Source organism: Enterobacter sp. 22452 (genome assembly GCF_052045065.1).
Taxonomy (GTDB): domain Bacteria; phylum Pseudomonadota; class Gammaproteobacteria; order Enterobacterales; family Enterobacteriaceae; genus Enterobacter; species Enterobacter mori.
In genome coordinates, this window is the sequence record NZ_JBQEOB010000002.1 from 149854 (window position 1) to 171769 (window position 21916).

28 protein-coding genes are annotated in these 21916 nt (G+C 56.1%); 14 read left to right on the top strand and 14 right to left on the bottom strand.

Annotated elements, in window-relative coordinates; genetic code table 11:
- The first annotated feature begins 92 nt into the window (after window positions 1-92).
- Window positions 93-629, top strand: coding sequence for a MarR family winged helix-turn-helix transcriptional regulator (locus ACTJJA_RS05985; RefSeq protein WP_440666764.1), 537 nt, complete (start codon window positions 93-95; stop codon window positions 627-629).
- Window positions 630-653: 24 nt separating this feature from the next.
- Window positions 654-1580 carry a LysR substrate-binding domain-containing protein gene (locus ACTJJA_RS05990; protein ID WP_440666766.1) on the top strand — a complete coding sequence of 309 codons (927 nt, stop codon included), beginning with the start codon at window positions 654-656 and terminating at the stop codon, window positions 1578-1580.
- Window positions 1581-1626: 46 nt separating this feature from the next.
- Here ACTJJA_RS05990 and ACTJJA_RS05995 read toward each other — a convergent pair whose 3' ends face one another.
- The 7 genes from ACTJJA_RS05995 to ACTJJA_RS06025 form a co-directional block, all read right to left on the bottom strand.
- Complete coding sequence (locus tag ACTJJA_RS05995; RefSeq protein ID WP_440666768.1) at window positions 1627-2097, bottom strand: hypothetical protein; 471 nt, start codon at window positions 2095-2097, stop codon at window positions 1627-1629.
- Window positions 2098-2332: 235 nt separating this feature from the next.
- The gene (locus ACTJJA_RS06000) at window positions 2333-2929 is read right to left on the bottom strand and encodes an NAD(P)H-dependent oxidoreductase (protein WP_440666770.1); all 597 of its coding nucleotides are present in this window, start codon (window positions 2927-2929) and stop codon (window positions 2333-2335) included.
- A 74-nt stretch (window positions 2930-3003) separates the two neighbouring features.
- The gene (locus ACTJJA_RS06005) at window positions 3004-3597 is read right to left on the bottom strand and encodes a TetR/AcrR family transcriptional regulator (RefSeq protein ID WP_042716852.1); all 594 of its coding nucleotides are present in this window, start codon (window positions 3595-3597) and stop codon (window positions 3004-3006) included.
- A 34-nt stretch (window positions 3598-3631) separates the two neighbouring features.
- The gene (locus tag ACTJJA_RS06010) at window positions 3632-6721 is read right to left on the bottom strand and encodes an efflux RND transporter permease subunit (RefSeq protein ID WP_440666772.1); all 3090 of its coding nucleotides are present in this window, start codon (window positions 6719-6721) and stop codon (window positions 3632-3634) included.
- Window positions 6718-7815 (bottom strand): efflux RND transporter periplasmic adaptor subunit, encoded by a 1098-nt coding sequence (locus ACTJJA_RS06015; protein ID WP_148399366.1) that lies wholly within the window; start codon window positions 7813-7815, stop codon window positions 6718-6720. The genes ACTJJA_RS06010 and ACTJJA_RS06015 overlap by 4 nt, the downstream gene beginning before the upstream one ends.
- 75 nt (window positions 7816-7890) lie before the next feature.
- The gene (locus ACTJJA_RS06020) at window positions 7891-8505 is read right to left on the bottom strand and encodes a TetR/AcrR family transcriptional regulator (protein WP_440666773.1); all 615 of its coding nucleotides are present in this window, start codon (window positions 8503-8505) and stop codon (window positions 7891-7893) included.
- Between the two features lie 210 nt (window positions 8506-8715).
- Window positions 8716-9510 carry an SDR family NAD(P)-dependent oxidoreductase gene (locus ACTJJA_RS06025; protein WP_440666775.1) on the bottom strand — a complete coding sequence of 265 codons (795 nt, stop codon included), beginning with the start codon at window positions 9508-9510 and terminating at the stop codon, window positions 8716-8718.
- Window positions 9511-9606: 96 nt separating this feature from the next.
- Between ACTJJA_RS06025 and ACTJJA_RS06030 the strand changes: the two genes are divergently transcribed.
- Window positions 9607-9975 carry a MerR family transcriptional regulator gene (locus ACTJJA_RS06030; RefSeq protein ID WP_420984378.1) on the top strand — a complete coding sequence of 123 codons (369 nt, stop codon included), beginning with the start codon at window positions 9607-9609 and terminating at the stop codon, window positions 9973-9975.
- Window positions 9976-10018: 43 nt separating this feature from the next.
- Here the strand turns inward: ACTJJA_RS06030 and ACTJJA_RS06035 are convergent, their stop codons facing one another.
- A complete protein-coding gene (locus tag ACTJJA_RS06035) occupies window positions 10019-10333 on the bottom strand; it encodes a PTS sugar transporter subunit IIB (RefSeq protein ID WP_010430812.1) in 315 nt (104 codons plus the stop codon).
- A gap of 76 nt (window positions 10334-10409) precedes the next feature.
- Window positions 10410-10877, bottom strand: a complete 468-nt coding sequence (locus ACTJJA_RS06040) for a nuclear transport factor 2 family protein (protein ID WP_010430814.1) — start codon at window positions 10875-10877, stop codon at window positions 10410-10412.
- Between the two features lie 103 nt (window positions 10878-10980).
- On the opposite strand from ACTJJA_RS06040, the gene ACTJJA_RS06045 reads away from it, so the two are divergent.
- Window positions 10981-11559 (top strand): TetR/AcrR family transcriptional regulator, encoded by a 579-nt coding sequence (locus ACTJJA_RS06045; protein WP_440666778.1) that lies wholly within the window; start codon window positions 10981-10983, stop codon window positions 11557-11559.
- A gap of 51 nt (window positions 11560-11610) precedes the next feature.
- Here the strand turns inward: ACTJJA_RS06045 and ACTJJA_RS06050 are convergent, their stop codons facing one another.
- Window positions 11611-12390 (bottom strand): SDR family oxidoreductase, encoded by a 780-nt coding sequence (locus ACTJJA_RS06050; RefSeq protein ID WP_440666780.1) that lies wholly within the window; start codon window positions 12388-12390, stop codon window positions 11611-11613.
- A gap of 90 nt (window positions 12391-12480) precedes the next feature.
- Here ACTJJA_RS06050 and ACTJJA_RS06055 point away from each other — a divergent pair, with 90 nt between their 5' ends.
- Complete coding sequence (locus ACTJJA_RS06055; protein ID WP_010430822.1) at window positions 12481-12819, top strand: winged helix-turn-helix transcriptional regulator; 339 nt, start codon at window positions 12481-12483, stop codon at window positions 12817-12819.
- A 62-nt stretch (window positions 12820-12881) separates the two neighbouring features.
- Here ACTJJA_RS06055 and ACTJJA_RS06060 read toward each other — a convergent pair whose 3' ends face one another.
- Window positions 12882-13652, bottom strand: a complete 771-nt coding sequence (locus ACTJJA_RS06060) for a hypothetical protein (protein WP_440666782.1) — start codon at window positions 13650-13652, stop codon at window positions 12882-12884.
- A 1-nt stretch (window position 13653) separates the two neighbouring features.
- Window positions 13654-13851, bottom strand: coding sequence for a hypothetical protein (locus tag ACTJJA_RS06065; protein WP_042715285.1), 198 nt, complete (start codon window positions 13849-13851; stop codon window positions 13654-13656).
- Window positions 13852-14108: 257 nt separating this feature from the next.
- Between ACTJJA_RS06065 and ACTJJA_RS06070 the strand changes: the two genes are divergently transcribed.
- The 8 genes from ACTJJA_RS06070 to ACTJJA_RS06105 are packed head-to-tail and all read left to right on the top strand — an operon-like array spanning window position 14109 to window position 19989.
- Window positions 14109-14543, top strand: a complete 435-nt coding sequence (locus ACTJJA_RS06070) for a nuclear transport factor 2 family protein (protein WP_420984380.1) — start codon at window positions 14109-14111, stop codon at window positions 14541-14543.
- The gene (locus tag ACTJJA_RS06075) at window positions 14540-15259 is read left to right on the top strand and encodes an SDR family NAD(P)-dependent oxidoreductase (protein ID WP_120158085.1); all 720 of its coding nucleotides are present in this window, start codon (window positions 14540-14542) and stop codon (window positions 15257-15259) included. The genes ACTJJA_RS06070 and ACTJJA_RS06075 overlap by 4 nt, the downstream gene beginning before the upstream one ends.
- Window positions 15256-16515, top strand: a complete 1260-nt coding sequence (locus ACTJJA_RS06080) for an NAD(P)/FAD-dependent oxidoreductase (RefSeq protein ID WP_440666785.1) — start codon at window positions 15256-15258, stop codon at window positions 16513-16515. Before ACTJJA_RS06075 ends, ACTJJA_RS06080 begins: the two co-directional genes overlap by 4 nt.
- 1 nt (window position 16516) lies before the next feature.
- Window positions 16517-17239: a DUF1365 domain-containing protein gene (locus tag ACTJJA_RS06085; protein ID WP_440666787.1), complete on the top strand. Its 723-nt coding sequence runs from the start codon at window positions 16517-16519 to the stop codon at window positions 17237-17239.
- Entirely contained in the window at window positions 17236-18456 is a 1221-nt protein-coding gene (locus ACTJJA_RS06090; protein ID WP_218308211.1) for an SAM-dependent methyltransferase, read from the top strand. Before ACTJJA_RS06085 ends, ACTJJA_RS06090 begins: the two co-directional genes overlap by 4 nt.
- Entirely contained in the window at window positions 18453-18938 is a 486-nt protein-coding gene (locus tag ACTJJA_RS06095) for a DUF2878 domain-containing protein (RefSeq protein ID WP_108417000.1), read from the top strand. The genes ACTJJA_RS06090 and ACTJJA_RS06095 overlap by 4 nt, the downstream gene beginning before the upstream one ends.
- Complete coding sequence (locus ACTJJA_RS06100; protein WP_440666789.1) at window positions 18935-19459, top strand: hypothetical protein; 525 nt, start codon at window positions 18935-18937, stop codon at window positions 19457-19459. Before ACTJJA_RS06095 ends, ACTJJA_RS06100 begins: the two co-directional genes overlap by 4 nt.
- Entirely contained in the window at window positions 19456-19989 is a 534-nt protein-coding gene (locus tag ACTJJA_RS06105; RefSeq protein ID WP_440666791.1) for a DUF3833 domain-containing protein, read from the top strand. The genes ACTJJA_RS06100 and ACTJJA_RS06105 overlap by 4 nt, the downstream gene beginning before the upstream one ends.
- Here the strand turns inward: ACTJJA_RS06105 and ACTJJA_RS06110 are convergent.
- Window positions 19986-20444, bottom strand: coding sequence for a DMT family transporter (locus ACTJJA_RS06110; RefSeq protein ID WP_042718558.1), 459 nt, complete (start codon window positions 20442-20444; stop codon window positions 19986-19988). The genes ACTJJA_RS06105 and ACTJJA_RS06110 overlap by 4 nt on opposite strands.
- Window positions 20445-20448: 4 nt before the next feature.
- Complete coding sequence (locus ACTJJA_RS06115; protein ID WP_010430856.1) at window positions 20449-20883, bottom strand: DMT family transporter; 435 nt, start codon at window positions 20881-20883, stop codon at window positions 20449-20451.
- 97 nt (window positions 20884-20980) lie between these two features.
- Here ACTJJA_RS06115 and ACTJJA_RS06120 point away from each other — a divergent pair, with 97 nt between their 5' ends.
- A complete protein-coding gene (locus ACTJJA_RS06120; protein ID WP_440666794.1) occupies window positions 20981-21913 on the top strand; it encodes a LysR substrate-binding domain-containing protein in 933 nt (310 codons plus the stop codon).
- Window positions 21914-21916 lie beyond the last annotated feature (3 nt).

Sequence of the window (21916 nt, forward strand, 5' to 3'; positions counted from 1 at the left end):
TGCGAGCATTTATCTTAACGTTAAGATAAAATCTTTTTTTGCGTAAGAGGTACCGCACAACAGGATAAATACCCACGCCATCAGAGGTGAAAATGAAAGACCATGTAGACTTCGTTGTCGACCAGTGGAGCCGTGCCATGCCGGAGCTGGACGCCTCGTCGATGAAAATTTTTGGCCGCTTGCTTCGGCTGATGAAGCATCTGGGAAAAGAATGGGCGGAGGCCATGGCGCAGTTTGGTTTTCGCGAGGGCGAGTTTGACGTGCTCGCCACCCTGCGTCGCGCCGGTGAGCCGTACTGCCTTTCGCCCACACAGCTGTATAAATCGCTGCTGATCACGTCAGGGGCGATGACGAACCGGCTCAGCCATCTCGAACAGCAAGGGCTTATCAGGCGCATTGCCGATCCGGACGATAAGCGCAGCACCCTCGTAAGCCTGACACCGCACGGGCAGGATCGTATCGAAGAGGCGCTGTTCGTGCATACACAAACGCAAAATGCGCTACTGAGCAGCTTATCTGACGCGCAGCGCGCACAGCTTGAGTCCCTGCTCAGGGAGCTGCTGCTGACATTTCCGTCCGAGGGTCTGGGTGACAAGTCACAGAGTGCCGATAATACAAAAACTGCATAGCCAAACCTCACAGAAAGGGAACGTATGTCTTTACCACCACTGTATGCCCTGCGCGCCTTTGAAGTTGCCGCGCGGCTGAACTCCTTCAGCAAAGCGGCTGAGGCACTGAATATTACGCCGGGCGCGGTCAGCAGGCATGTCCGGACGCTTGAAATGTGGTTCGACTGCGAGCTGTTTAAACGGCAAGGGCCGAGAGTTGAAGTCAGTGAGGCCGGGCGTATTCTGGCCGGACAGCTTAGCGAAAGCTTCTCAAACATCGAGTGGGCCTGCCGCGCGTTCAGAAGTGAAAATCACCTTCTGCGCCTCAAGGCTCCCAGCACCCTGACAATGAGATGGCTTCTTAACGTCCTGAAATCGTTTCGTGAAAACCATGCGAAACCGAAAGTAGAAATTGCCAGCGTCTGGATGGACTTCGACACCGTTGACTTCAGCCGTGAGCCCTACGATTGCGCGATCCTCCTCGGGAATGGCTATTTCGGCGAGTCAACAGAAAGCAGGCTGCTCTTCAGCGAATGGCTCATTCCGGTTTGTACCCCGTCTTTGCTTGAATCTGCCCGGCAACAGCTACCGCAGTGCGACCTTATTCACCCCTCTCCGGACAGACGGGACTGGCGACGCTGGCTGAAAAGAACGGGGCAATTCCCCGGTCTCGACATGAGCGGTGGGATTGTGTTCGACACCCTGGAGCAGGGAAGTCTCGCCGCCATGCACGGACACGGCGTGGCGATGGCCGATCTCCGGCTCACGCTGGAAGCGCTGAAAAGCGGCCTGCTCGCGCTGCCCTTCAGGGAGGCGATTGCAACAGGGGATGGCTACTACCTGGTCTGGCCGAAAAATTCACTCAGAAGACAGAGTATTGAACGTCTGCTGGCCTGGCTAAACCTGAACTCGCCGGTAGTGCCTTCTCTGGATATTATCTGTCTTGAGTACGATGAAAAACGGCTTTCTTAAATTAAGCAGGATATTCCTGAAGGTATATCCTGCATAGTTAATGCGTTCATGCGTAGGGGATATTTGCCATCTTCTTATATCTTTCCGGCAGGGCGCTATTCAGGTTAAGTAATTTATCCAGAATATAAAGCGCAGGCGTACCCTTTGCGCGCTCTGCATCGATCAGCGCAGCGCGTAACACATTGGCAGCCGCGGTCATTTTATGGAAGTACGCTTCTGATTCAGACGTCTGCGCTTCGCCAGACGTTGCGTACCGCACCTGGGGCCACTCGGCGAAGTCAAGCAGGGGAAGCGTTCCATCTTCTTTTGGTAAATGGGCAGCGAGCAGCTCCTCGGCGTTACCCGGATTGCTCTGGGCGAAAGACAGGAGATGCAGTCGATGGATAAAAGGGGAAAGCGCATCGGTTCGATGGTTTTCTGACGACAGTCGCGTAATTAGCGCAGGTATATTTTCATCCGCGGTGTTTTTTTCTGGTGAAAGAATTTCCATTAAATGAAATAAAACATCGAGTGTCATAGGTGCTCCATATACGCACATTATTATTTATTGTTTTAATGCCGCTATCTACTATCGACAGCACTATACCAGGGGTGAATGGATGGTATTTCATCGCGATAACGGTTGAAAAACGATAAATAGTGGGCGTCAATGTGAGTTTTACTCAACGTAGGATTTCATATCCTATGCTTTTCTTAGATATGGTGGTGACCCGGCGCGCGAAAAGGCAAGCCGGGTAAGACAGGTGGGCTTATTAAATGCTCTCAAGCCCCTGCAGGAAATCCTCCACCTGGGCAGGTGTTGCCGTGTCTGCCTGGTAAAGGATATCGAGCTTCACGTTCTTCAACCCGCAGAAGCCAAATACACCTTCGATTATCTGCGTCTGAATCGCCGTCGAATAGCCATGTTTGTCGAATCCGGTGAGATCGCTGCCGCCGGTGGCAATCAGGCGGACGGGAACATCGCGTAAATTGCCCACAATCCGGCCATCGTCGGCCACTTTATACGCCCAGTTCAGGGTCAACACCCGATCGAACCAGCCTTTTAACAGTGCGGGGACTGACCACCAGTACACCGGGAAGACAAATACCAGCATATCTGCGCGTTCAACGCGCTGCTGCTCGCGCAAAATATCCTCGGGAAGCGCAGTGGGATCGCCGTGATACAAATCAAGATCGGGGCGTGACATGGTCGGATTAAAGCCTTCAGCATGAAGATCGGCAATTTCTACCTGCATCCCTTGCTCGCGTAACGTCGCGGCGATGCGATCCGCCAGCGAATGGGATAATGAATGTTCAACAGGGTGAGCCGTCACGATCAGTGCATTATTGATGACATGTGTAACAGACATAGCAACCTCAGCAGGGGAGTGAATTGACACCTATATTACTATTGGTAACTTAGGTGTCAATCCGAGAGCAACGATCATTTTGTGCTGTTGGCGTAGGTATCCAGAACGCCAGACATGGCGCCGCTGAGCATATCTTCTGCGACGTTACGGGCGAGTATCCCATTACCCGCGGCAGTACTGAGCGCGTCCGCGGCACCGATGATGGCTGTCAGTACCGCTTCACCCTGAACGCCTTTTAGCACGATAAACGGAGAGAGCGCTGTGCGAAGACAGTCGGCACATTCGGCAACGCACGCCTCGCGGAACGTCTGCAACGCGCGGGAGCCAGACAGCGCTGCGGCTATCGGACCCGTTTCCGGCCCGGCGGTAATGGCGCAGTCGATATAGGCAGCGCTGAAAAAGCGGATCGTCTTCTCCAGCGTTTTGCTGTCGACCGCCAGCGTCTCGCGGAATTTCGCCAACTGGCTATCGCTATAATCCTGGTACAGCGCCATCAGCAAGCCTTCACGATCGCCAAAGTGGTCGTAGGGAATAGGCTTTGTCACGTTAGCCCGCTCGGCAAGATAGCCCAAGGTGAGCGCCTCGGTGCCTTGCTGGCGAACAATGCCGCGAGCAACCTCCAGCAGCTGCACCCGGCGATCCTCTTTTCTTAAGCGCTTAACAACCATGATGTCCTCGTGTTGTTTATCTACTGATAGTAGTTTACACGCTTTCAGCACGAGGCTGAACGCTTTGTGTCGCAGGACGGATCCTGAACCAGATCGCATACATCGCGGGCAGGAAGACCAGCGTAATGATGGTTCCCCCTAACGTTCCGCCGATCAGCGTCCAGGCGAGCGTTCCCCAGAATACGGAATGCGTCAGGGGAATAAAGGCCAGAACGGCGGCCAACGCCGTCAGTAAGACCGGTCTGGCACGCTGTACTGTCGCTTCGACAACCGCATGGAACGGATCGAGCCCCTCTTTCTGGTTATGATCGATTTGACCAATAAGAATCAGCGTATTGCGCATCAGAATGCCCGAAAGGGCGATCAATCCGACGAGGGCGTTGATGCCAAACGGCTGATTGAACAGCAGCAAGGTTGGCACCACGCCGATAAGCCCCAGCGGCGCGGTAAGAAAGACCATGACCATGGCCGACATGGAACGCACCTGCAGAATGATGATCAGTAGCGTCAGGGCAATCATAATGGGGAACAGCGGCAACATTGCCCGGGTGGCTTTGCCTGATTCCTCAATCGATCCGGCCATTTCAATACGGTATCCCGGCGGCAGCGAATCCACGATCGGCTGGAGCTGTTTCATGATGGCTGTAGACACGTCCGGTGGCTGAAGTGATTCGTCGATATCGCCCCGCACGGTGATGGTCGGCATTCGATCGCGACGACGCAACAGCGGATCTTCCATTCTCACCTCAACATCGCCAATTTGTGACAGAGGGATGCGCTGGCCCGCATTGCCGACCAGGGTAAAGCCCGCTATTTTTGCCGGATCCAGGCGAATGTCACCTGCGGCGCGGCCAATCACCTGAACGGCGCGAATGTCCTCTCGTACAGACGTGATGGGAATACCGGACAGCAGGAACTGCAGCTGCTGAGCAACAGCATTCGAGGTTAAGCCAGTGGCCTGCAGGCGGTCCTGATCGAGCGTGAAATGCAGCGTGGGTACGCGCGTTCCCCAGTCCGTGTTGACGGTCCGCATCATCGGGCTTGCCTCAAGCACGCCTTTCACTTTGTCAGCGATGCCGCGTAGCGTATCGACATCGGGTCCCGTGACTCGCCAGGCGACCGGGAAGGGAGAGTAGGGACCAAACACCAGCTGCGTGACGCGCACGCGCGCTTCGGGCACAAGGCCTTCGGCAACCGCTTTACGGAGTCGGAGCTTGAGTGCCTCACGTGATGCCGGGCTATCCGTCAACACCACTATCTTCGCAAATGACGGATCGGGCAACTCAGGTGCCATCGCCAGATAAAAGCGCGGTGAACCCTGACCAATGTACGATGTGACGATGTTGGCTTCTGGCTGTTTCTGCAACCAGTCTTCTATTTTCGCTGCGGCGGCGCTGGTCTGCTCAATTGACGTGCCGTAGGGCATCTGCACTTCAACCAGCACTTCGGGGCGGTCCGATGTCGGGAAAAATTGTTTTTTCACCAGCCCCATGCCCAGGATCGCCAGGATAAAAATGGCGACAACCGAACCCGCCACAATCCATTTTCTGGCGATGACGCGGGTTAAGAGATGGCGAAAACGGTTATAGCGAGGCGTGCCATAGATGGCGGCATGGCCTCCTTCCACTTTTGGCATATCCGGCAGCATTTTCACGCCGAGATAGGGGGTGAAAACCACGGCGACGACCCACGACGCAATCAGCGCCAGGCCGACAATCCAGAACATATTGCTGGTGTATTCTCCCGCCGTTGACTGGGCGAAACCATTCGGCATAAAGCCAATGGCCGTTACCAGCGTACCGGCAAGCATCGGGGCCGCGGTATGGCTCCAGGCGTAGGCGGAGGCTTTAATTCTGTCGTAGCCTTCCTCCATTTTTACCACCATCATTTCGATGGCGATAATGGCATCATCAACCAGCAAGCCCAGAGCAAGAATGAGAGAGCCGAGCGTGATGCGGTCAAAGTTAATGCCGCTGGCTTCCATTACCACAAAGACCACGGCCAACGTCAGAGGAACCGCCGCCGCGACGACCACGCCCACGCGCCAGCCCATGCTGACAAAACAGACCACCATTACAACCAGCAGGGCGACGAAGAATTTGATCATGAACTCATCCACCGACGAGCTGATGTTCACGGACTGATCGGTGACTTTCGTCAGGGTCATCCCCAGAGGCAGACCGTCATTGATTCTCGTCGTTTCGGCATCCAGCGCTTTCCCCAGCGCCAGGCCGTTCCAGCCTTCACGCATCACAATACCCAGCAGCAGGGCCGGTTCATGCTGGTTACGAATTTGCAGAACAGGCGGGTCTTCATAACCTCGTTCCACCGTGGCGACGTCGGAGAGTTTGAGCGTTTTGCCCTGCGCAATAAACGGCGTATCGCGGATTTTCCGCAGGGTATCGAAGGCCCCGTCGAGGCGGATAAAGATCTGCGCGCCGCGCGTCTCAATTGAACCCGCAGCCGTCAATACGTTCTGATTGTTCAGCGCATTGAAAATATCCTGAGGCGACAGGCCCAGCGTCGCGAGACGCTCGTGAGAGAAGGAGATATAAATCCGCTCTGCCTGCTCCCCGATGATATTGACTTTCTTCACGCCGGGGACGTGCAGGAGCTGCTGGCGCATGGTTTCGGCATCGCGCACGAGCAAACGCTGCGGCTCTCCTTTTGCTTTGAGCGCAAAGAGGGCAAACGTCACATCGGCGAACTCGTCATTGATCATCGGTCCCGTCACGCCTGCAGGGAGATTTCGGCTCTCATCCCCAAGCTTTTTCCTGGCCTGATAGAACTCTTCCTGCACCTCAGAAGGTGGCGTATTGTCCTGTAATGACAGCGTGATAAAGGCCATGCCGGGGCGGGTATAGGTTTCCGTACGGTCATACCATTTGAGCTCCTGCAGGCGTTTTTCCAGCGGTTCGGCCACCTGATCCTGGATCTCCTGCGCAGTCGCGCCGGGCCACACGGCGATTGCGGTCATCTGCTTCACCGTGAAAGGCGGATCTTCTGCACGCCCGAGCCCAAAAAACGAGAGAATACCGGCAATCGTCACCAGAATAATCAGAAACAGCGTGACCGAGCGCTCGCGTACGGCAAGCGCTGACAGGTTAAAGCGTCCTTCGCTCATGGCTGACTCTCCGTGCGCTGTTGAGCGAGGCGGACCACTTCGCCTTCATGCAGAAGATGCACCCCTAACGCGACAATCTTTTCACCGGGCGTCACGCCCCCCGTTACCTGGGCGGCATCATCGCTCACGCTAAGCACCTTAACGGGTTGCCAGGTCACTTTGGCGGGTTGAGTCGAGATCCGCCAGACGCCAGGCCCTTTGCCCGCATCGTAGAGCGACGCAAGGGGAACCTGCATGACCTGGTTTTTCTCATTATGACTCCCTATGTTCAGCGTGACGGTCGCACCCAGCGGCGCGTCTGCCAGCGCGCCTGCCAGAACATACCGCGCCTCATAGGTGCGGGTGGTGGCATCGGCGGAGTCAGAGAGCAGACGAAGCGTTGCGGTGACGGGCTGTTTTTCGTTGCCATAGCGAGTCGCCTGCGCTTCGCTACCGACGACGGGACGCAGGGTTTCAGGAAGTTGCACCAGCGCCTCACGTTGTCCCGCGCGGGCCAGGCGGATCACCGCTTGTCCGGCGCTCACGACCTGACCTGGCTCAGCGAAGGTCTCCATCACCACGCCGTCTGAATCGGCCAACAGTACGGCATAGCCCGTCGCGTTTTGCGCTACGCTGGCCTGCGCCCTGGCGGCACTAAGCTCCGCTCTGGCGGTATCAGCCGCCGCTTTAATTTGGTCGTACTCGGAGGCAGACACTGCGCCCGTAGCCACAAGGCCCCGGTATCGCGCTTCGTCAGCGATCGCTTTTCTTGCACGCGCCTGGGCGGCATCCACCGTCCGTTGCTGAGCCTGCGCCTGTAACGTCAGGTCAACGGGATCGAGGCGCATTAACGGCTGGCCTTTTTTTACGCTCTGGCCTGTATCAACGAGGCGCTCAAGAATTTTGCCCTGAACCCTGAAACCGAGATCGCTTTGCGTTCTGGCAACCACCACGCCGGTAAACGCGCGAGAAGTCGCGTTCGCGCGTTCAACGGACGCGGATCTGACGAGCGGTGGGTGCGTGCGCGGATCGTCACTCGCCGCGTTATCGCCGCAGGCCACGAGGGCCAGCGGCAGGAGAGAAACGAGACAACGGGCTGAAGTAAGCCTGAGCATGGGAAACCCTTATTAAAATAACAGGACAGTTTCCGCATTCTCTGACTAGTGACCAATAATGTCAATGGTCACAAATCAGGGAGCCAGACTTCTTAAAATCAGTGAGGGGAGAAGGATCGCTGCGGTGGGGGCGGTTTCGAGATTGTATTGCAGTTGAATGGGGTTAATGTAAGGGCACATCACCAGATAAATCGCGAGCGTAGCCTCATCGAGCGGGGTTTTCCTTTCGAACTCCCCGGCCTGCCTGCCTTCGACAATAATGCTCTCAATCAGTTTTAACAGGTGTTCGGAATACCTTTCTGCTGAAGGCCATTTTTCCCTCGCGGCCACGGCAGCGATGTCGTAGAGCTTACGATCGTGGAAAAACAGTTCGCTTCCTGCCTCGGTGAGCGCTTTGAAGAGACGACGTATTTTCTCGCTGGCGGATGGCGCATCGGCGAGTGCTGAAAGCACTGCGGTCATGATCAGTTCCAGGCGGTTAGCACAGATCACCTCGCCGATAGCCTGTTTGGAGTCAAAAAATTTATAAATGTAGGCCTTTGAAAAACCGATGGATTTAGCAAGCTCTGCCACGGTGGTTTTTTCATAGCCGTAGTGACCGAAGTGCTCAAACGCCGCTTCGACGATCTGCTCTCGGACGGAGTGGTCAAGTGGACCACGTGTAACTGGGATGTTCAAATTTTTAGTCATTTTTTAAGCTTAGCGTGACGGGCTTCGAATGACAACGAGTGACCATTTCGTAATTTGGTTACATGCGTTTTCGTCATGAACCCTTCAGACGGTACGATAAATCAGATGGGGTAAGTGTATCACTGTTTTTCGCGCGCAATGGCATCTCTATGACAGTGATATGCGAGGGTTTCAGCGCAGTTCCTTTGCGCTGAAGTGCAAGGTGTTTGCTTAAGCCGAGCGTGGACGGAGTATTTGTTCTACGATAAGCACCAGACGTTGACGGGTCACGAACCGGTGTAGCTGCCCCAGTAGCCAGTTACCGCATCCGGTGATCAGGGTGTTGCGGTTAGTATCGACAGCCTGTAACGCCTGGGTGACCACTTTATCAGCAGGCATTCTTTTCCCCACCGAGGCTTCAGCGGCATTCACCACATCAAAAAAGGCCGTATCCGTTGCGCCGGGGCAAAGCGCCAGGACGCGGATGCCCTTCGAGCGGTATTCACCCCACAGCGCATTTGAAAACGAGAGCAGGAAGGCCTTGGTTGCGCCATAAATCGCCATATATGGATCCGGCTGCATCGCGGCGGTTGAGGCAACATTAATAATCACCCCGGCACCTTTCTGTAGCATTCCCGGCAGCATGGCGTGCGTCAGTTCCACGGGGGCCAGACTGTTCAGGCTAATTTCATCACGCTGCCGATCGATGGACAGCTTTTCGAATGGCCCATAGGTGGCGAACCCGGCGCAATTGATCAGAATGTCGGGATAATGTCTTAAGGTTTCCAGCCGCGCCGCAATGTGGGGAATGGCTTCAGATTTCGCCAGATCCTGCACGATGACGGTGATGGATACGCCATGCTTTCTGACTAACTCTGCTGCAAGCGCCTGCAGCTTTGACTCTGAGCGGGCGATCAGGATCAATGCCGCGCCGCGGGCAGCGAGTTGCCTGGCGAACTCGCGCCCCATTCCGGATGACGCCCCGGTAACTAGCGCTGTTTTTCCCGTATAATCAAAAGAATTCATAGCTTTAATCCCGTTTCCCTAATGTATGCTGTACAGGATAAACCGTGCACTTAGGTACAGGGTCAAGCGTGATTTATACAAGGTGAGGGCGACGCGATGCGAATTGGTGAACTGTGTGCGAAAACGGGATTGTCGAAAGAGACGGTCCGATACTATGAGCGGCAGGGGCTGTTAGAGAATATCCCGCAACCCAATCGCAGCAATAACTACAAAGTCTATTCCGCCGTCGATTTACAGCGTTTAAACATGATCAAGCATGCCAAAATGCTGGGCTTTACCTTAGCCGAAATTTCAGAGGTTTTAGCCGTCTGGGTTGACGATGAATTTACCGCTGAGCAAAAACAAGCTTCCCTGCGCCGCAAGTTGCAGCAGCTTGAAGAGAAAGAAGCGGCGTTAATTGAACTTAGAGCCAGGCTAAAAAATGCCATTAACAAGGTCGGCCAGCCTTGTGTCGATGCGTTCTAATCGGCGGGTGAGAGGAGGCCGCAAAAAAATGCGGCCTTATATATCAGGCAGCCAGTTCAGGCATCTGTTCCTTCACGAAATTTAACACCTTACTCGCGTCCAGAGACGCATAGGGTAAACTCTCAATAATGGCGATCGAACGCGTATTACCCACCGTTTCTTTTATCTCATCGAGTTTGTACTGAATGTGCGGCGCGATGAGGAAACCATCGAAAGCGGGAGCGACACTGGCGAAGTTATCCAGCCCTACAGCGCTAATCATCAGCGGATAGCCTTCGCGTTCTGCCAGAGACTGCATCTTTTTGGCGAGCGAGTTTGCGGTATTACCAAACAAACAACAGATCAGAAGCTTTTTCATATTTTGTACCTCCTGAAAACCGCTCACAGGGTAGTCCTGAGGCCACGCCTGAAATGTGCGCTATCTCTTAATAAAGCTATAAACCCAGATCGCTCAGAGAGGGGTGATCGTCCGGACGTCTTCCCAACGGCCAGTGGAACAGTCGCTCTGATTCTTTTATCGGCATATCGTTTACGCAGGCAAAACGGCGCTTCATCAACCCGTCCGGCTCGAACTCCCAGTTTTCATTGCCGTATGAACGGAACCAGTTGCCGGAATCATCATGCCATTCATAGGCATAGCGCACCGCGATTCGGTTATCCGTAAATGCCCAGAGCTCTTTAATCAGACGATACTCCAGCTCTTTTTTCCATTTCCGCGCCAGGAACGCCTGGGCTTCTTCACGGTTGGTCGCGAATTCTGCGCGGTTGCGCCATTGGGTATCAAGCGTATAGGCAAGCGCGACTTTCGCCGGGTCGCGACTGTTCCAGCCATCTTCTGCCAGTCTGACTTTTTCGATAGCGCTTTCACGGGTGAAGGGCGGTAAAGGAGGACGTGTGTTCATTGCGATTACCTCTGGGTTATATGATGTAGACAGGTCTGTCTACTTGCGGTAATCTATGCCTGTAAAATAACGCTGTCAACATCCATTTTGAGGCGACTAAAAAATGAAAACAGAACCCGCAGGCAACGATACTAAAATTAGCGTCAGAGATAAGATATTATTCACGGCGCACGATCTGTTTTATTCCACAGGCTTCAGGGCGACGGGAGTGGATACGCTGATTAAAGCGTCGAAAGTGACCAAGGTGACTTTCTATCGTCATTTTCCCAGTAAAAGTTTACTTATTCTCGCCTATTTACACTTTCGGCATGAAATATGGATTAGCTGGTTTGAGACTACGCTGCGTCGACATCTTGACGAAGGCGAAACACCTTCTGATGCGATATCTGCAACGCTTTACGAATGGTTTATTTCCCCCGAGTTCCACGGCTGCGCGTTTATTAATGCCAGCGCAGAGGCAAAATCGGAAGATATTGAAAGTGAAATAAAAGAGATATGCCGGGACCATAAATCAGAGACAAAGAAAACAATCGTCATGCTCACCGGTATAAATGATGAAGAGACCGTCAATGACATGATGATGCTCATTGACGGCGCTATTATTCATGCGCAAATGGGTATGGATTCAGAAAGGGTGGTAAAAGCGTTAAAAACGGGCTTAGAGAAACTGACCGGTCAGTGATATTCCCCTGCGCTTAACCAGCTCTGGTACCGAGCCGATCACGCACCCGCGTCATACTGTCGGAATGGTGCCGCCATCAATCACGTATTCAGTCCCTGTGATACTTGAAGCATGAGATGACGCGAGGAAGACGATGAGGTTAGCCACCTCAATCGGTTTGGCAGGGCGTCCGAGCGGTATTCCACCTAACGCCTTCATAATGATCTGTTTGCCACCCTCGTAGTCTGTTCCTGCCTGCTCTGCCAGCCTCTCCGCCAGTGCAACCGCGGCTTCGGTTTCGATCCAGCCGGGTGCAACGCGCAACACCCGAACACCCTTCGGCGAGACTTCCTTTGACAGGCTCTTGCTGTAGGTCGAGAGGGCTGCTTTAGCCGCCGCGTAGCCCGTGGTTGATTCCGGTAACGGCAGTTCGCGCTGAATAGACGTCACGTGAATAATCACCCCGTTTCCCTGCGCAAGCATTCCGGGGAGCAGGGCGCGATCTAAGCGTACGGCGGGCAACAGGTTAAGATTAAGCTCCTGCTGCCACTCGTCTTCGCCAAGCGCAGCGAAACCGCCACCGGGTGCGGTCGAACCACCTGCGACATGGACAATCACGTCGACGCCGCCCATCTTTTCCTGCACCGCCGATGCGACGGAGGCACATCCAGCAACTGTCGTCAGGTCAGCGGCGACGAATGCATCGGCGATATTTATCTCTGGCGCGTGGCGCGCCGTGGTTAATACCGTTGCACCGAGCTGTTTTAAAAGTTCGACCACTGCTTTTCCAAGCCCTTTTGTTCCAGCGGTAACAAGCACGCGCTTACCTGTGAAATGAATATCTAATGACATGACCTTTAACTCCCGTTATTTACAGTACAGGTATATTCAACATAGACTGAGAAATTGACAAGTACGCACGAAAAAGTGAGTGACTGAATTATGAGTAAGTTATATAGCCCGGAATCTGCCGCAAGCGGCGTGGAGCAGGTATTACGGCTGCTGGAAGGCCGCTGGAAATTAATTATTCTTTTTCATCTGTTCGACGGAAAAGTGCAACGCTACTCTGATTTCGAAAAACTGATCCCCGGTATTTCCCAGAAGATGCTGGCGCAGCAGCTTCGGCAACTGGAATCCGACGGAATTGTTTCGCGGATGGTCTACCCTCAGGTGCCACCGAAAGTAGAATATCGACTCACCGAATGGGGGCAGGCATTATGCCCGGCGCTCGATGCCATGCTGAAATGGGCTGAAAAACGCGAGGCTTACGCCGAGCTGTAAATCCTGTGCCCGGTAAGCCTCGGATGGCTAATCGTGTCGATCTCTGCCAGAACGGAACGCGTTCACTCCGGTTTCTCTTCTGCCTGCGCCATCTCAAGCGCGCTGGCACTTGCGGGATCGAACAGCGAGATGCTCTCAATCTGATTGAGTAAAATTACCTTCCGGAATGATATGGCGCTGCGGGGTTCAGAGTCGAGCGTAATGTCATGCTCCGCATACCACCTGCTGTAGTTATTCTCGATGCGCAGATTCATCGTCTTCGCATCTCTGTACCCGCTTAGCATCGGGATCAGCACGATATTGGCCGTTTTTTCGTACTCCAGCGTGGCGGTGTGGATCATGCCGACGTAGATCCGCCCCGACCGAAGCGATACCTGCGCCAGCTCTCCTTCCTCCATGCACTGATACAGCACCTGTTCAATACCGCTCGACTGCGCCAGACGTTTGTAGAGCTTTTTCCGGCTTTCACCGTCCAGCCTGGCGCTGCCTGCCCAGTTAGAGCGGTAGAGGCAAAACAGGATGGCAAACGCCAGCATCACGACCACCGGCGCCTGAATGCCTAAAAAACTCCAGTTCATAAAGTCGATTTGCCAGTCGGTATATTTCGGTGAGGCAAAGTGAAAAGCGTTGTTGGCGGCGGAAAGGGCGAACAGCACCAGCCAGAGCAAACCGGTAGCGATTACGCCCTGAAGCACAAAAATACAGCCGTAAAGCGCCACGAGAAAATAGACGTCCCAGCCAAAGGAACGCTTGATTTTAAAGCGGGTGGACAGGTCACGGCTGGTGTACCAGTACCCGCATACCATCAGCACCATAAAGATTGCCGTTCCCATATCAGGCCCTCTTCAGCGCGTCGACATGACGCAGAAAATCCTGCCGTACCTCGTTGCTTTTGTAGTTCACCGAGGCGTTCCCGTCCTGGTCGATAATGATGCGATCGCCATCTTCTACGGCTTCAATGATTTCCTGCTGGCTCATTACCTGGAGCAATGACTCAGGGCTGGAGAAAAGAGAGAGAAAGAAGCGTTTCATGTCAGGCATCCTTATGAATAAAAAGGATAAGCCTGGAAGAAGGGCGGCGAGTTTGCCTTAAGGATATCCTGAAAGTTAAAGCAGAGTGGGGGCTACGCCTTATCTGGCCTACAAAACCCATTCTTTCCCATGTGATTAACTCATTGATATAGAATTAAAATAAAAAATAGATCAACACAAACTTGGACAAATAACGATGATTGTGTAAGTTTTAATTATGCGATTACGCCACGTTATTTACAGCCAGGATGTGACCCATGAGCACGTTGCCGCCCGTTGTCAGTCGGTTTGTTGATTACTACGCCACGCTGGACGCTCAGCCGCCGTCGGCGCTGGTGGGGCTTTATCACCCGGATGCCACGCTTGTCGATCCGTTTGGCGAACACAACGGGCTTTTTGCGCTCCAGCGCTATTTCACCCATTTGCTGGCGAATGTCGAAAACTGCCGTTTTACCATTGATGCCCCCCTTCTGAGCGAACGCCGGTTTGTCGTCACCTGGACAATGCACTGGTCGCACCCGCGCATTGCCGGGGGTGAGCCGCTCGGCCTGCCGGGGTGCTCAGTGGTGGACACGGAAAACGATCTCATCACCCGTCAGCGCGACTACTACGACGCGGGGGAGATGATCTACGAACACCTTCCTCTGCTGGGCTGGGCGGTACGCGGCGTGAAGCGGAGGGTCAAATCATGAAAACGGTGCTCATTACCGGCGCCAGCTCGGGCATTGGGGCCGGGCTGGCGAAATCCTTTGCCGCTGACGGCTACCAGGTTATTGCCTGCGGGCGCGATGCGTCACGTCTGGACGCCCTCCAGCTGCACAGTCCGAACATCACGGTGCGCCGCTTCGATATGACAGACAGGGACGCCTGTTGCCAGGCATTGAAGGACTGTAATGCTGAACTGGCGATCCTCTGCGCCGGGACGTGTGAATACCTCGATCGTGGCGTGGTGGATGCCGCGCTGGTGGAGCGGGTGATGAAGACCAATTTCCTCGGTCCGGTGAACTGCCTCGCCGCGCTTCAGCCGCAGCTGGCTGCAGGTCATCGCGTGGTATTGGTCAGTTCGATGGCGCACTGGCTTCATTTTCCGCGAGCCGAAGCCTACGGAGCGTCCAAAGCCGCGCTCACCTGGTTCGCCGACACGCTGCGTCTGGACTGGGAGCCGAAAGGGATTGGTGTAACCGTGGTTTCTCCGGGGTTTGTGGATACGCCGCTGACCCAAAAAAATGATTTTGCCATGCCGGGCAGAGTGACCGTTGACGAGGCCGTGAATGCAATACGCGCCGGGCTGGCGAAGAATAAAAACCATATCGCGTTTCCTTCCGGATTCGGCCTGATCCTGCGGCTGCTCTCATGGCTTCCGACCCTGATCCAGAACGCGCTGCTGCGCAGGATGGTGCGCTCATGAAGATCGCGATTATCGGCAGCGGTATTGCCGGGCTAACCTGCGCCTGGCGTCTGGCGGGCCATCATCAGGTCACCCTGTTTGAAGCGGGCGCAACGCCGGGCGGACACACCGCGACGGTAGACGTCTCCACGTCGCAGGGGAGCTGGGCCATCGACACCGGGTTTATCGTCTATAACGACCGTACTTATCCGCGCTTCATGGGCCTGCTTAGCGAGCTGGGCATCAGCGGCCAAAAAACGCAGATGAGCTTTTCTGTGCACAACCCGCAGTCCGGCCTGGAGTATAACGGGCACACGCTGACGTCGCTGTTTGCCCAGCGCCGAAACCTGGTGAATCCGGCATTCTGGCGGCTGCTTGGGGAGATCGTCCGCTTCAATCGTCTGGCAAAACAGGCGCTGGACGGGGAGGTGGATCCGAACGCCACGCTGGAGATGTTTCTTGAACAGCACGGTTTCACGCCGTTTTTTGCACGCCATTACATTCTGCCGATGGGGGCCGCAATCTGGTCATCGTCGCTGCAGGAGATGAGGCGCTTTCCGCTGCCGCTGTTCCTGCGCTTCTTTGAGCATCACGGCCTGCTGGATATTACCCATCGCCCCCAGTGGTACGTTGTCCCCGGCGGCTCGCGGGAGTATATCCGCGCCATGCTCGACAAGCTGGGCGACCGTCTGAACGTGCATCTCAATTCGCCGGTGCAGCGTGTGAGCCGCCACGAGCACGGAGTCACGCTTCAGCTTGAAAACGGCACTTATACCTTCGATCAGGTGATTTTTGCCTGCCATTCCGGACAGGCGCTGGCGATGCTGGACGAGCCGACGCCTGCAGAACGTGACGTGCTGGGCGATATCGGCTGGCAGCGCAACGAGGTGGTCTTACACAGCGACAGACGCTGGCTGCCGGTGCGCGAGCGCGCGTGGGCGAGCTGGAACTATCGCCTGAGTGAACGTGACCAGGCCAGCGCCTGCGTTACTTACAACATGAACATTTTGCAGGGGCTGCCCGAGGGGAGTCCGCTGTTCTGCGTCACGCTGAATCCTGAAACGCCGGTTGATGAGCGTTTCGTTCTGAGGCGCTTTATCTATGAACACCCGCTGTTCAATCCTGAAAGCTGGCGCGCGCAGGCGCGTCGCGGAGAGATTAACGGTCATCACCGGAGCTGGTTCTGCGGGGCGTACTGGTACAACGGTTTTCATGAGGACGGGGTGCGCAGCGCGCTGGACGTGGTCAATGCGATAGCCGCCGGGGAGGGGAACTGAGATGAACAGCTGCCTCTACCACGGCGTATTGCGCCACCGACGCCTCCAGCCGAAAACCCACACATTCAGCTACAGCGTCTTTATGGCCTGGCTGGATCTCGATGAGCTGGAAACATTGCCCTCGGTGGGCGTACGCCGTAACCGCGCGGCCGCCGCCTCGTTCCACGACGCGGACTATCCGCTGGGCACGCCGCTCAAAGAGAACGTGCTGAGCAGGCTGGAGAGCCTGACCGGGGAACGTCCGCAGGGGCGAGTCATGCTCCTGACGCAGCTGCGCTATTTCGGGTTCCATTTTAATCCGGTCAATTTTTACTACTGCTATGACCAGCACAATACGCTTCGCTGGGTGCTCGCCGAAGTGCGCAACACGCCGTGGAACGAGCGGCACTACTACGCGGTAGACGGCCAGAATGCCCGGCCCACAGAGAAAGCGTTTCACGTTTCGCCCTTCAACCCGATGGACATGGTCTACCACTGGCGCTTCAACAACCCGGACAACACGCTGCATATGCACATTGAAAATCATCAGGAAGCGAAGGTCTTTGACGCCACGCTGGCGCTGCGTCGGGAGCCGCTGACCCGCCCGGCGCTGCGTTCGCTGCTGCTGCGCATCCCGCTGATGACCCTGAAAACCGTTTTCGCCATTTACTGGCAGGCGCTGCGGCTGTGGCTTAAGCGTGTGCCGCTGTATAACCATCCCGTCAGCAGGAGTGAACGCTCATGACCGATCCCGTCTTTGCGCTAGAACCCGATATCCCGCGCAACGTCCGCATCGCGCGCTGGCTGCTTTTTCGGCTGTTAAGCGGCATTCGCGGCGGCTCACTTACGCTGCGTGAAGGGGCGCAAACCTTTCATTTTGGTGAGACATCTGCCGCGCTGCATGCCGACGTGCAGATCCTCACGCCAGGGCTTTACTGGCGCATCTTAACGGGTGGCAGCCTCGCGGCGGCAGAGGCATGGATGGACGGCGAATGGGAGACTACGCACCTGACGCCGCTTCTGGAACTGCTGGCGCTTAACGGCAAGGTGCTTGGCCGTCTGGAGAATGGTTTCCGCCTGCTCGGCAGGCCGCTGGAGCGGCTGCGCCACTGGACGCGGCGTAACTCCCGCGCGCAGGCGCGCGAAAATATTGCCGCCCATTACGATCTGGGCAACACCTTTTATGCCCACTTTCTCGATAAGGAGCTGCTCTATTCCAGCGCGCTGTTCACCGCTGACGAGCAGGATCTTACTGCAGCTCAGCAGGCCAAAATGGCGCGCCTGTGTGACCAGTTGGCGCTAAACCCGGGTGACCACCTGCTGGAAATTGGCACCGGCTGGGGAGCGATGGCGGAATACGCGGCCCGTCACTACGGCTGTCGGGTCACCACCACCACGCTGTCGCAGGAGCAATATATCTGGGCGACCGAGCGCATCGCCCGCGCCGGGTTGCAGGATCGCGTTGAGGTGCTGCTTTGCGACTATCGCGACCTTACCGGACAGTACGACAAACTGGTGTCGATAGAGATGATCGAAGCCGTCGGGCAACGCTATCTGCCCACGTTCTTCCGTACCTGCCAGGCGCGGCTGCGCCCGGGGGGACGGATGGCGATTCAGGCCATCACCATTCAGGACCAGCGCTACCGCGACTACAGCAAAAGCGTCGACTTTATTCAACGCTACATTTTCCCCGGCGGCTTTTTGCCGAGCGTCACCGCCATGAACGAATTGATGACGCGCCACACCGATTTTGTGGTGCGCAACCTCTTCGACATGGGGCCGGACTACGCCCGCACGCTGGCTCACTGGCGGCAGCGCTTTGTCCACGCCTGGCAGGAGATTGAAACGCTCGGCTTTGACGAACGTTTCCGCCGGATGTGGCTCTACTACTTCGGCTACTGCGAAGCCGGGTTTAACGCCCGCACCATCAGCGTGGTGCAGCTGACAGCGGAACGCGTATGAGACGTTACGTGCAGGTGTTCCTGATGGCGATTGCGTTCGATCTCTACTGGACGCTGGTGGTGCTGTTTCGCGAGCGGGGGCTGGTCGTCTGGCTCGCGCTGGCGATCCTTGCCTGCCTGATGCTGTCGCCTGCACACCGTATTTACGCCATTTTGCTGGCGGCCGCAGGCAGCCTGCTGGACGCCCTCTGGGCGGTGACGGGGCTTATTGCCTTCACGGGCGACTCGCTGATGCCTCTGTGGATGGTGGCGCTGTGGCTGATGTTCGCCACCGTCTGGACCCGACTGACGTGCACCACTACCTTGCCGGGCTGGATCTTAACGCTGCTGGCGACCGTCGGCGGGCCCGTAGCGTACCTTATCGGCGAGCGGCTGGGGGCAATTACGTTCCTGGAACCTGGCTTTATCGTCGTCAGCTGGATGGTACCGGGCTGGCTGGTATTAATGCTGTTTTTCCACCTGCTGATGGGGAGACAACAATGAAAACCCTGCTGATGCTAATCTGTCTGACAATTACCGTACCGGTCGCGAACGCCGCTGACTGGCTAAGCTGGCGCAAAGTAGGCAGCGCCACGCTCACCTGGGGGCCCTTCACCGTCTACACCTCGCAGCTGCTGACGCCCGATGGACGCTACAACGGCGAAAACAGGGATCAGGCGCTGGTCATTACCTATGCGCGCGACATCGACCGTAAGGATCTGGTTGAAGCGACGCGCGATCAGTGGCAGGCGCAGGGAATTTTGCAGCAGGAGCCGCTGAGCGAAGCATGGCTTAACAGGCTGGAATCGCTCTGGCCGGACGTCAAGGCAGGCGCGCAGCTGGCGTTTGTGCTTGAAAATCAGCAGGGACAGTTCTGGTACCGCGCGCCTGACGCGCAGACAGGTTTCACTCCACTGGGGCCAGCGCAGCCAGCGGCGTTCAGTACGCGCTTTCTGGCCATATGGCTCGATCCCCGCACGCAATACCCTGAACTGCGTCAGCAGTTAATCGGAGGCCAAAAATGAAACGTTTCCTGACCCTGGCGCTGGCGCTCACGATGCTGCTGGCAGGCTGCAGCACCGAGGTGACCGAGTATCGCCAGCAACAGCCACGGCTTGATATCTTCCATTACTTCCAGGGCAAAACCGAAGCGTGGGGCATGGTGCAGGATCGCAGCGGCAAGCAGATCCGCCGTTTCCACGTTGAGATCGCCGGGGATGTGATTGGCGATACGCTGACGCTCAACGAACACTTTGTTTACGACGATGGTGAAAAACAGCAGCGCGTCTGGCACATCCGCCGCGTGGGGAACGATCGCTACGAGGGAACGGCGGGGGATATTGAAGGGGTTGCCTCGGGGCAGGCTGCAGGCAACGCCTTTAACTGGCATTACAGCATGAACGTGAAGGCCAACGGCAAAACCTGGCTGCTGCACTTCGACGACTGGATGTACCTGCAGGATGAGACCCATCTGTTCAATAAAACCGAGATGAAGAAATTTGGCGTCACCGTCGCCACGGTGACGCTGTTCTTTACCCGTAAGACCTCAGTTTAGTTGCGGACGCTGCCGGTTTTGCTGCTGGAATAGATGAAGTACAGGGCAATCCCCAGGCAAACTACCGCGCCCAGGCGGCTCAGCGAAAACGGAATGGCGGGATTGCCCAGCCAGCCAAAGTTATCAATCAGCATACTCATGGTGAGCTGGCCGAAGATCACCGCTACCGTGGCGACGGCGGTGCCGATCCGCTGTACGGCGAGCACCATTATCACGATATAGGGCACGCCAAACATCGCGCCGAGGAGCTGCCATTTTGGCACGTCCAGCAGCGTGACCGCCTGCTTAGGTTCAAAGAAGAAAATGAGCAGGGCGGTCACCAGCGCGCCGACGGAAAACGTCAGAAACGCGCTTTTAAATACGCCCACGCTGCTGCCGAGCTGCCCGTTGATCGCGGCCTGAATGCTCAGCGTCGCGCCGCCGCAGACGGCCAGTAGAATCATCATCAGTGTCATACGTTTACCCCTGAGCCACCAGAACCAGTGCGGCAATAATAAAAACCAGCGCCACGATGCGTTTCGCGTTTATCTTCCTGTGTGGCGTACCCAGCAGACCAAAGTGATCGATGATCAGGCTCTTAAACACCTGACCGGCCAAAATGCCAATCATGGTCATCGCGATGCCGATAGCGGGAGTCGCAACGGTCAGAATGACCACGTACACGGGGCCGAGCACTCCGCCGAGCAGTTGCCAGGACGGCTGTGTAAAAAACGACGGACTGTTGCGCGGACTGAAAAACAGCATCAGCAGAAACGTCAGCGCGGCACCCACGCCGAAGATGCTGAACGTGGCCCATAAATCACCCACTTCGCCGCCCAGCGGTCCCAGCAGTCCCGCCTCTACGGACAGCCCCATCCCGCCAGCAATCACCAGGAAAATTAAAATAAGTTGCATAGCTCACTCTCTCGTTGTTCAGGCGACGAAGAATACGGGGTATCAGCAGTGAGAAAAATGCCATAATGCAGGAAACACCATTGCAGGAAATGCACTAATGATCGATGCCGGAAATATCAGCATTCGCGCGCTGCTGATCTTTATCGCGGTTTATGAATCGCAGAATTTCTCCGTGGTTGCGCGGCGGGAAGGGATCTCCGCCTCGCAGGTTTCACGCGTGATCCACCAGCTTGAGGACGCGCTCGGCCAGCAGCTTTTTTATCGCAATACGCGGGCCGTGATCCCGACGGAAAGCGGGCATCTCTTTATCCGCTATGCCCGGGCGATGGCAGGAAGTCTTGACGAGGCGCGCCGGGAGCTGGATGAGCGATCCATCGAGCCAACTGGGCTAATTCGCATTAACTGCCCGGTATTTTTTGGACAGCGGCACGTAGCCCCTGGCCTGGCGGGGCTGTCGGCGCGCTACCCCCGGCTCAATCTTGATTTGACCCTCACCGACGACTTTATCGACCCTCACCGGGACGCCGCCGACGTGTTGTTCCGCATTGGCACGCTGACGGACTCCTCTTTTCACGCGCGGGTGCTCGGGCAGCAGCTGTATCATCTGGCGGCATCGCCGTCCTATCTGCAGCGGCACGGTGCGCCGGATGCGCCGGAGGATCTGACGCATCACAGCTGCCTGGTCTATCGCGGATCGTCCGGGCCTAACCGCTGGCTCATTCGCCGTCCAAATGCGGCGTGGGTTCACTATCCCGTTGCGCCGCTGATGACCTCCAACAACGCCGAAACGCTGCTGATTGCCGCGCTGGGCGGAATGGGGATCGTGCTGTTCCCCGACTGGCTGGTGAGCGAAAGGCTAAACAGCGGCGAGCTGGTGTCGCTTCTGCCGGATCATGAATGTTCGATCAACACCGAGCCGCAGACCATTGCGGCGATCTACCCGAACGCGCGTCATCCGCCCCTTAACGTCAGGGCGGTGATTGATTATTACGTAGAGCGGTTCGGCACGCCGCCGTACTGGCAAAGATGAACC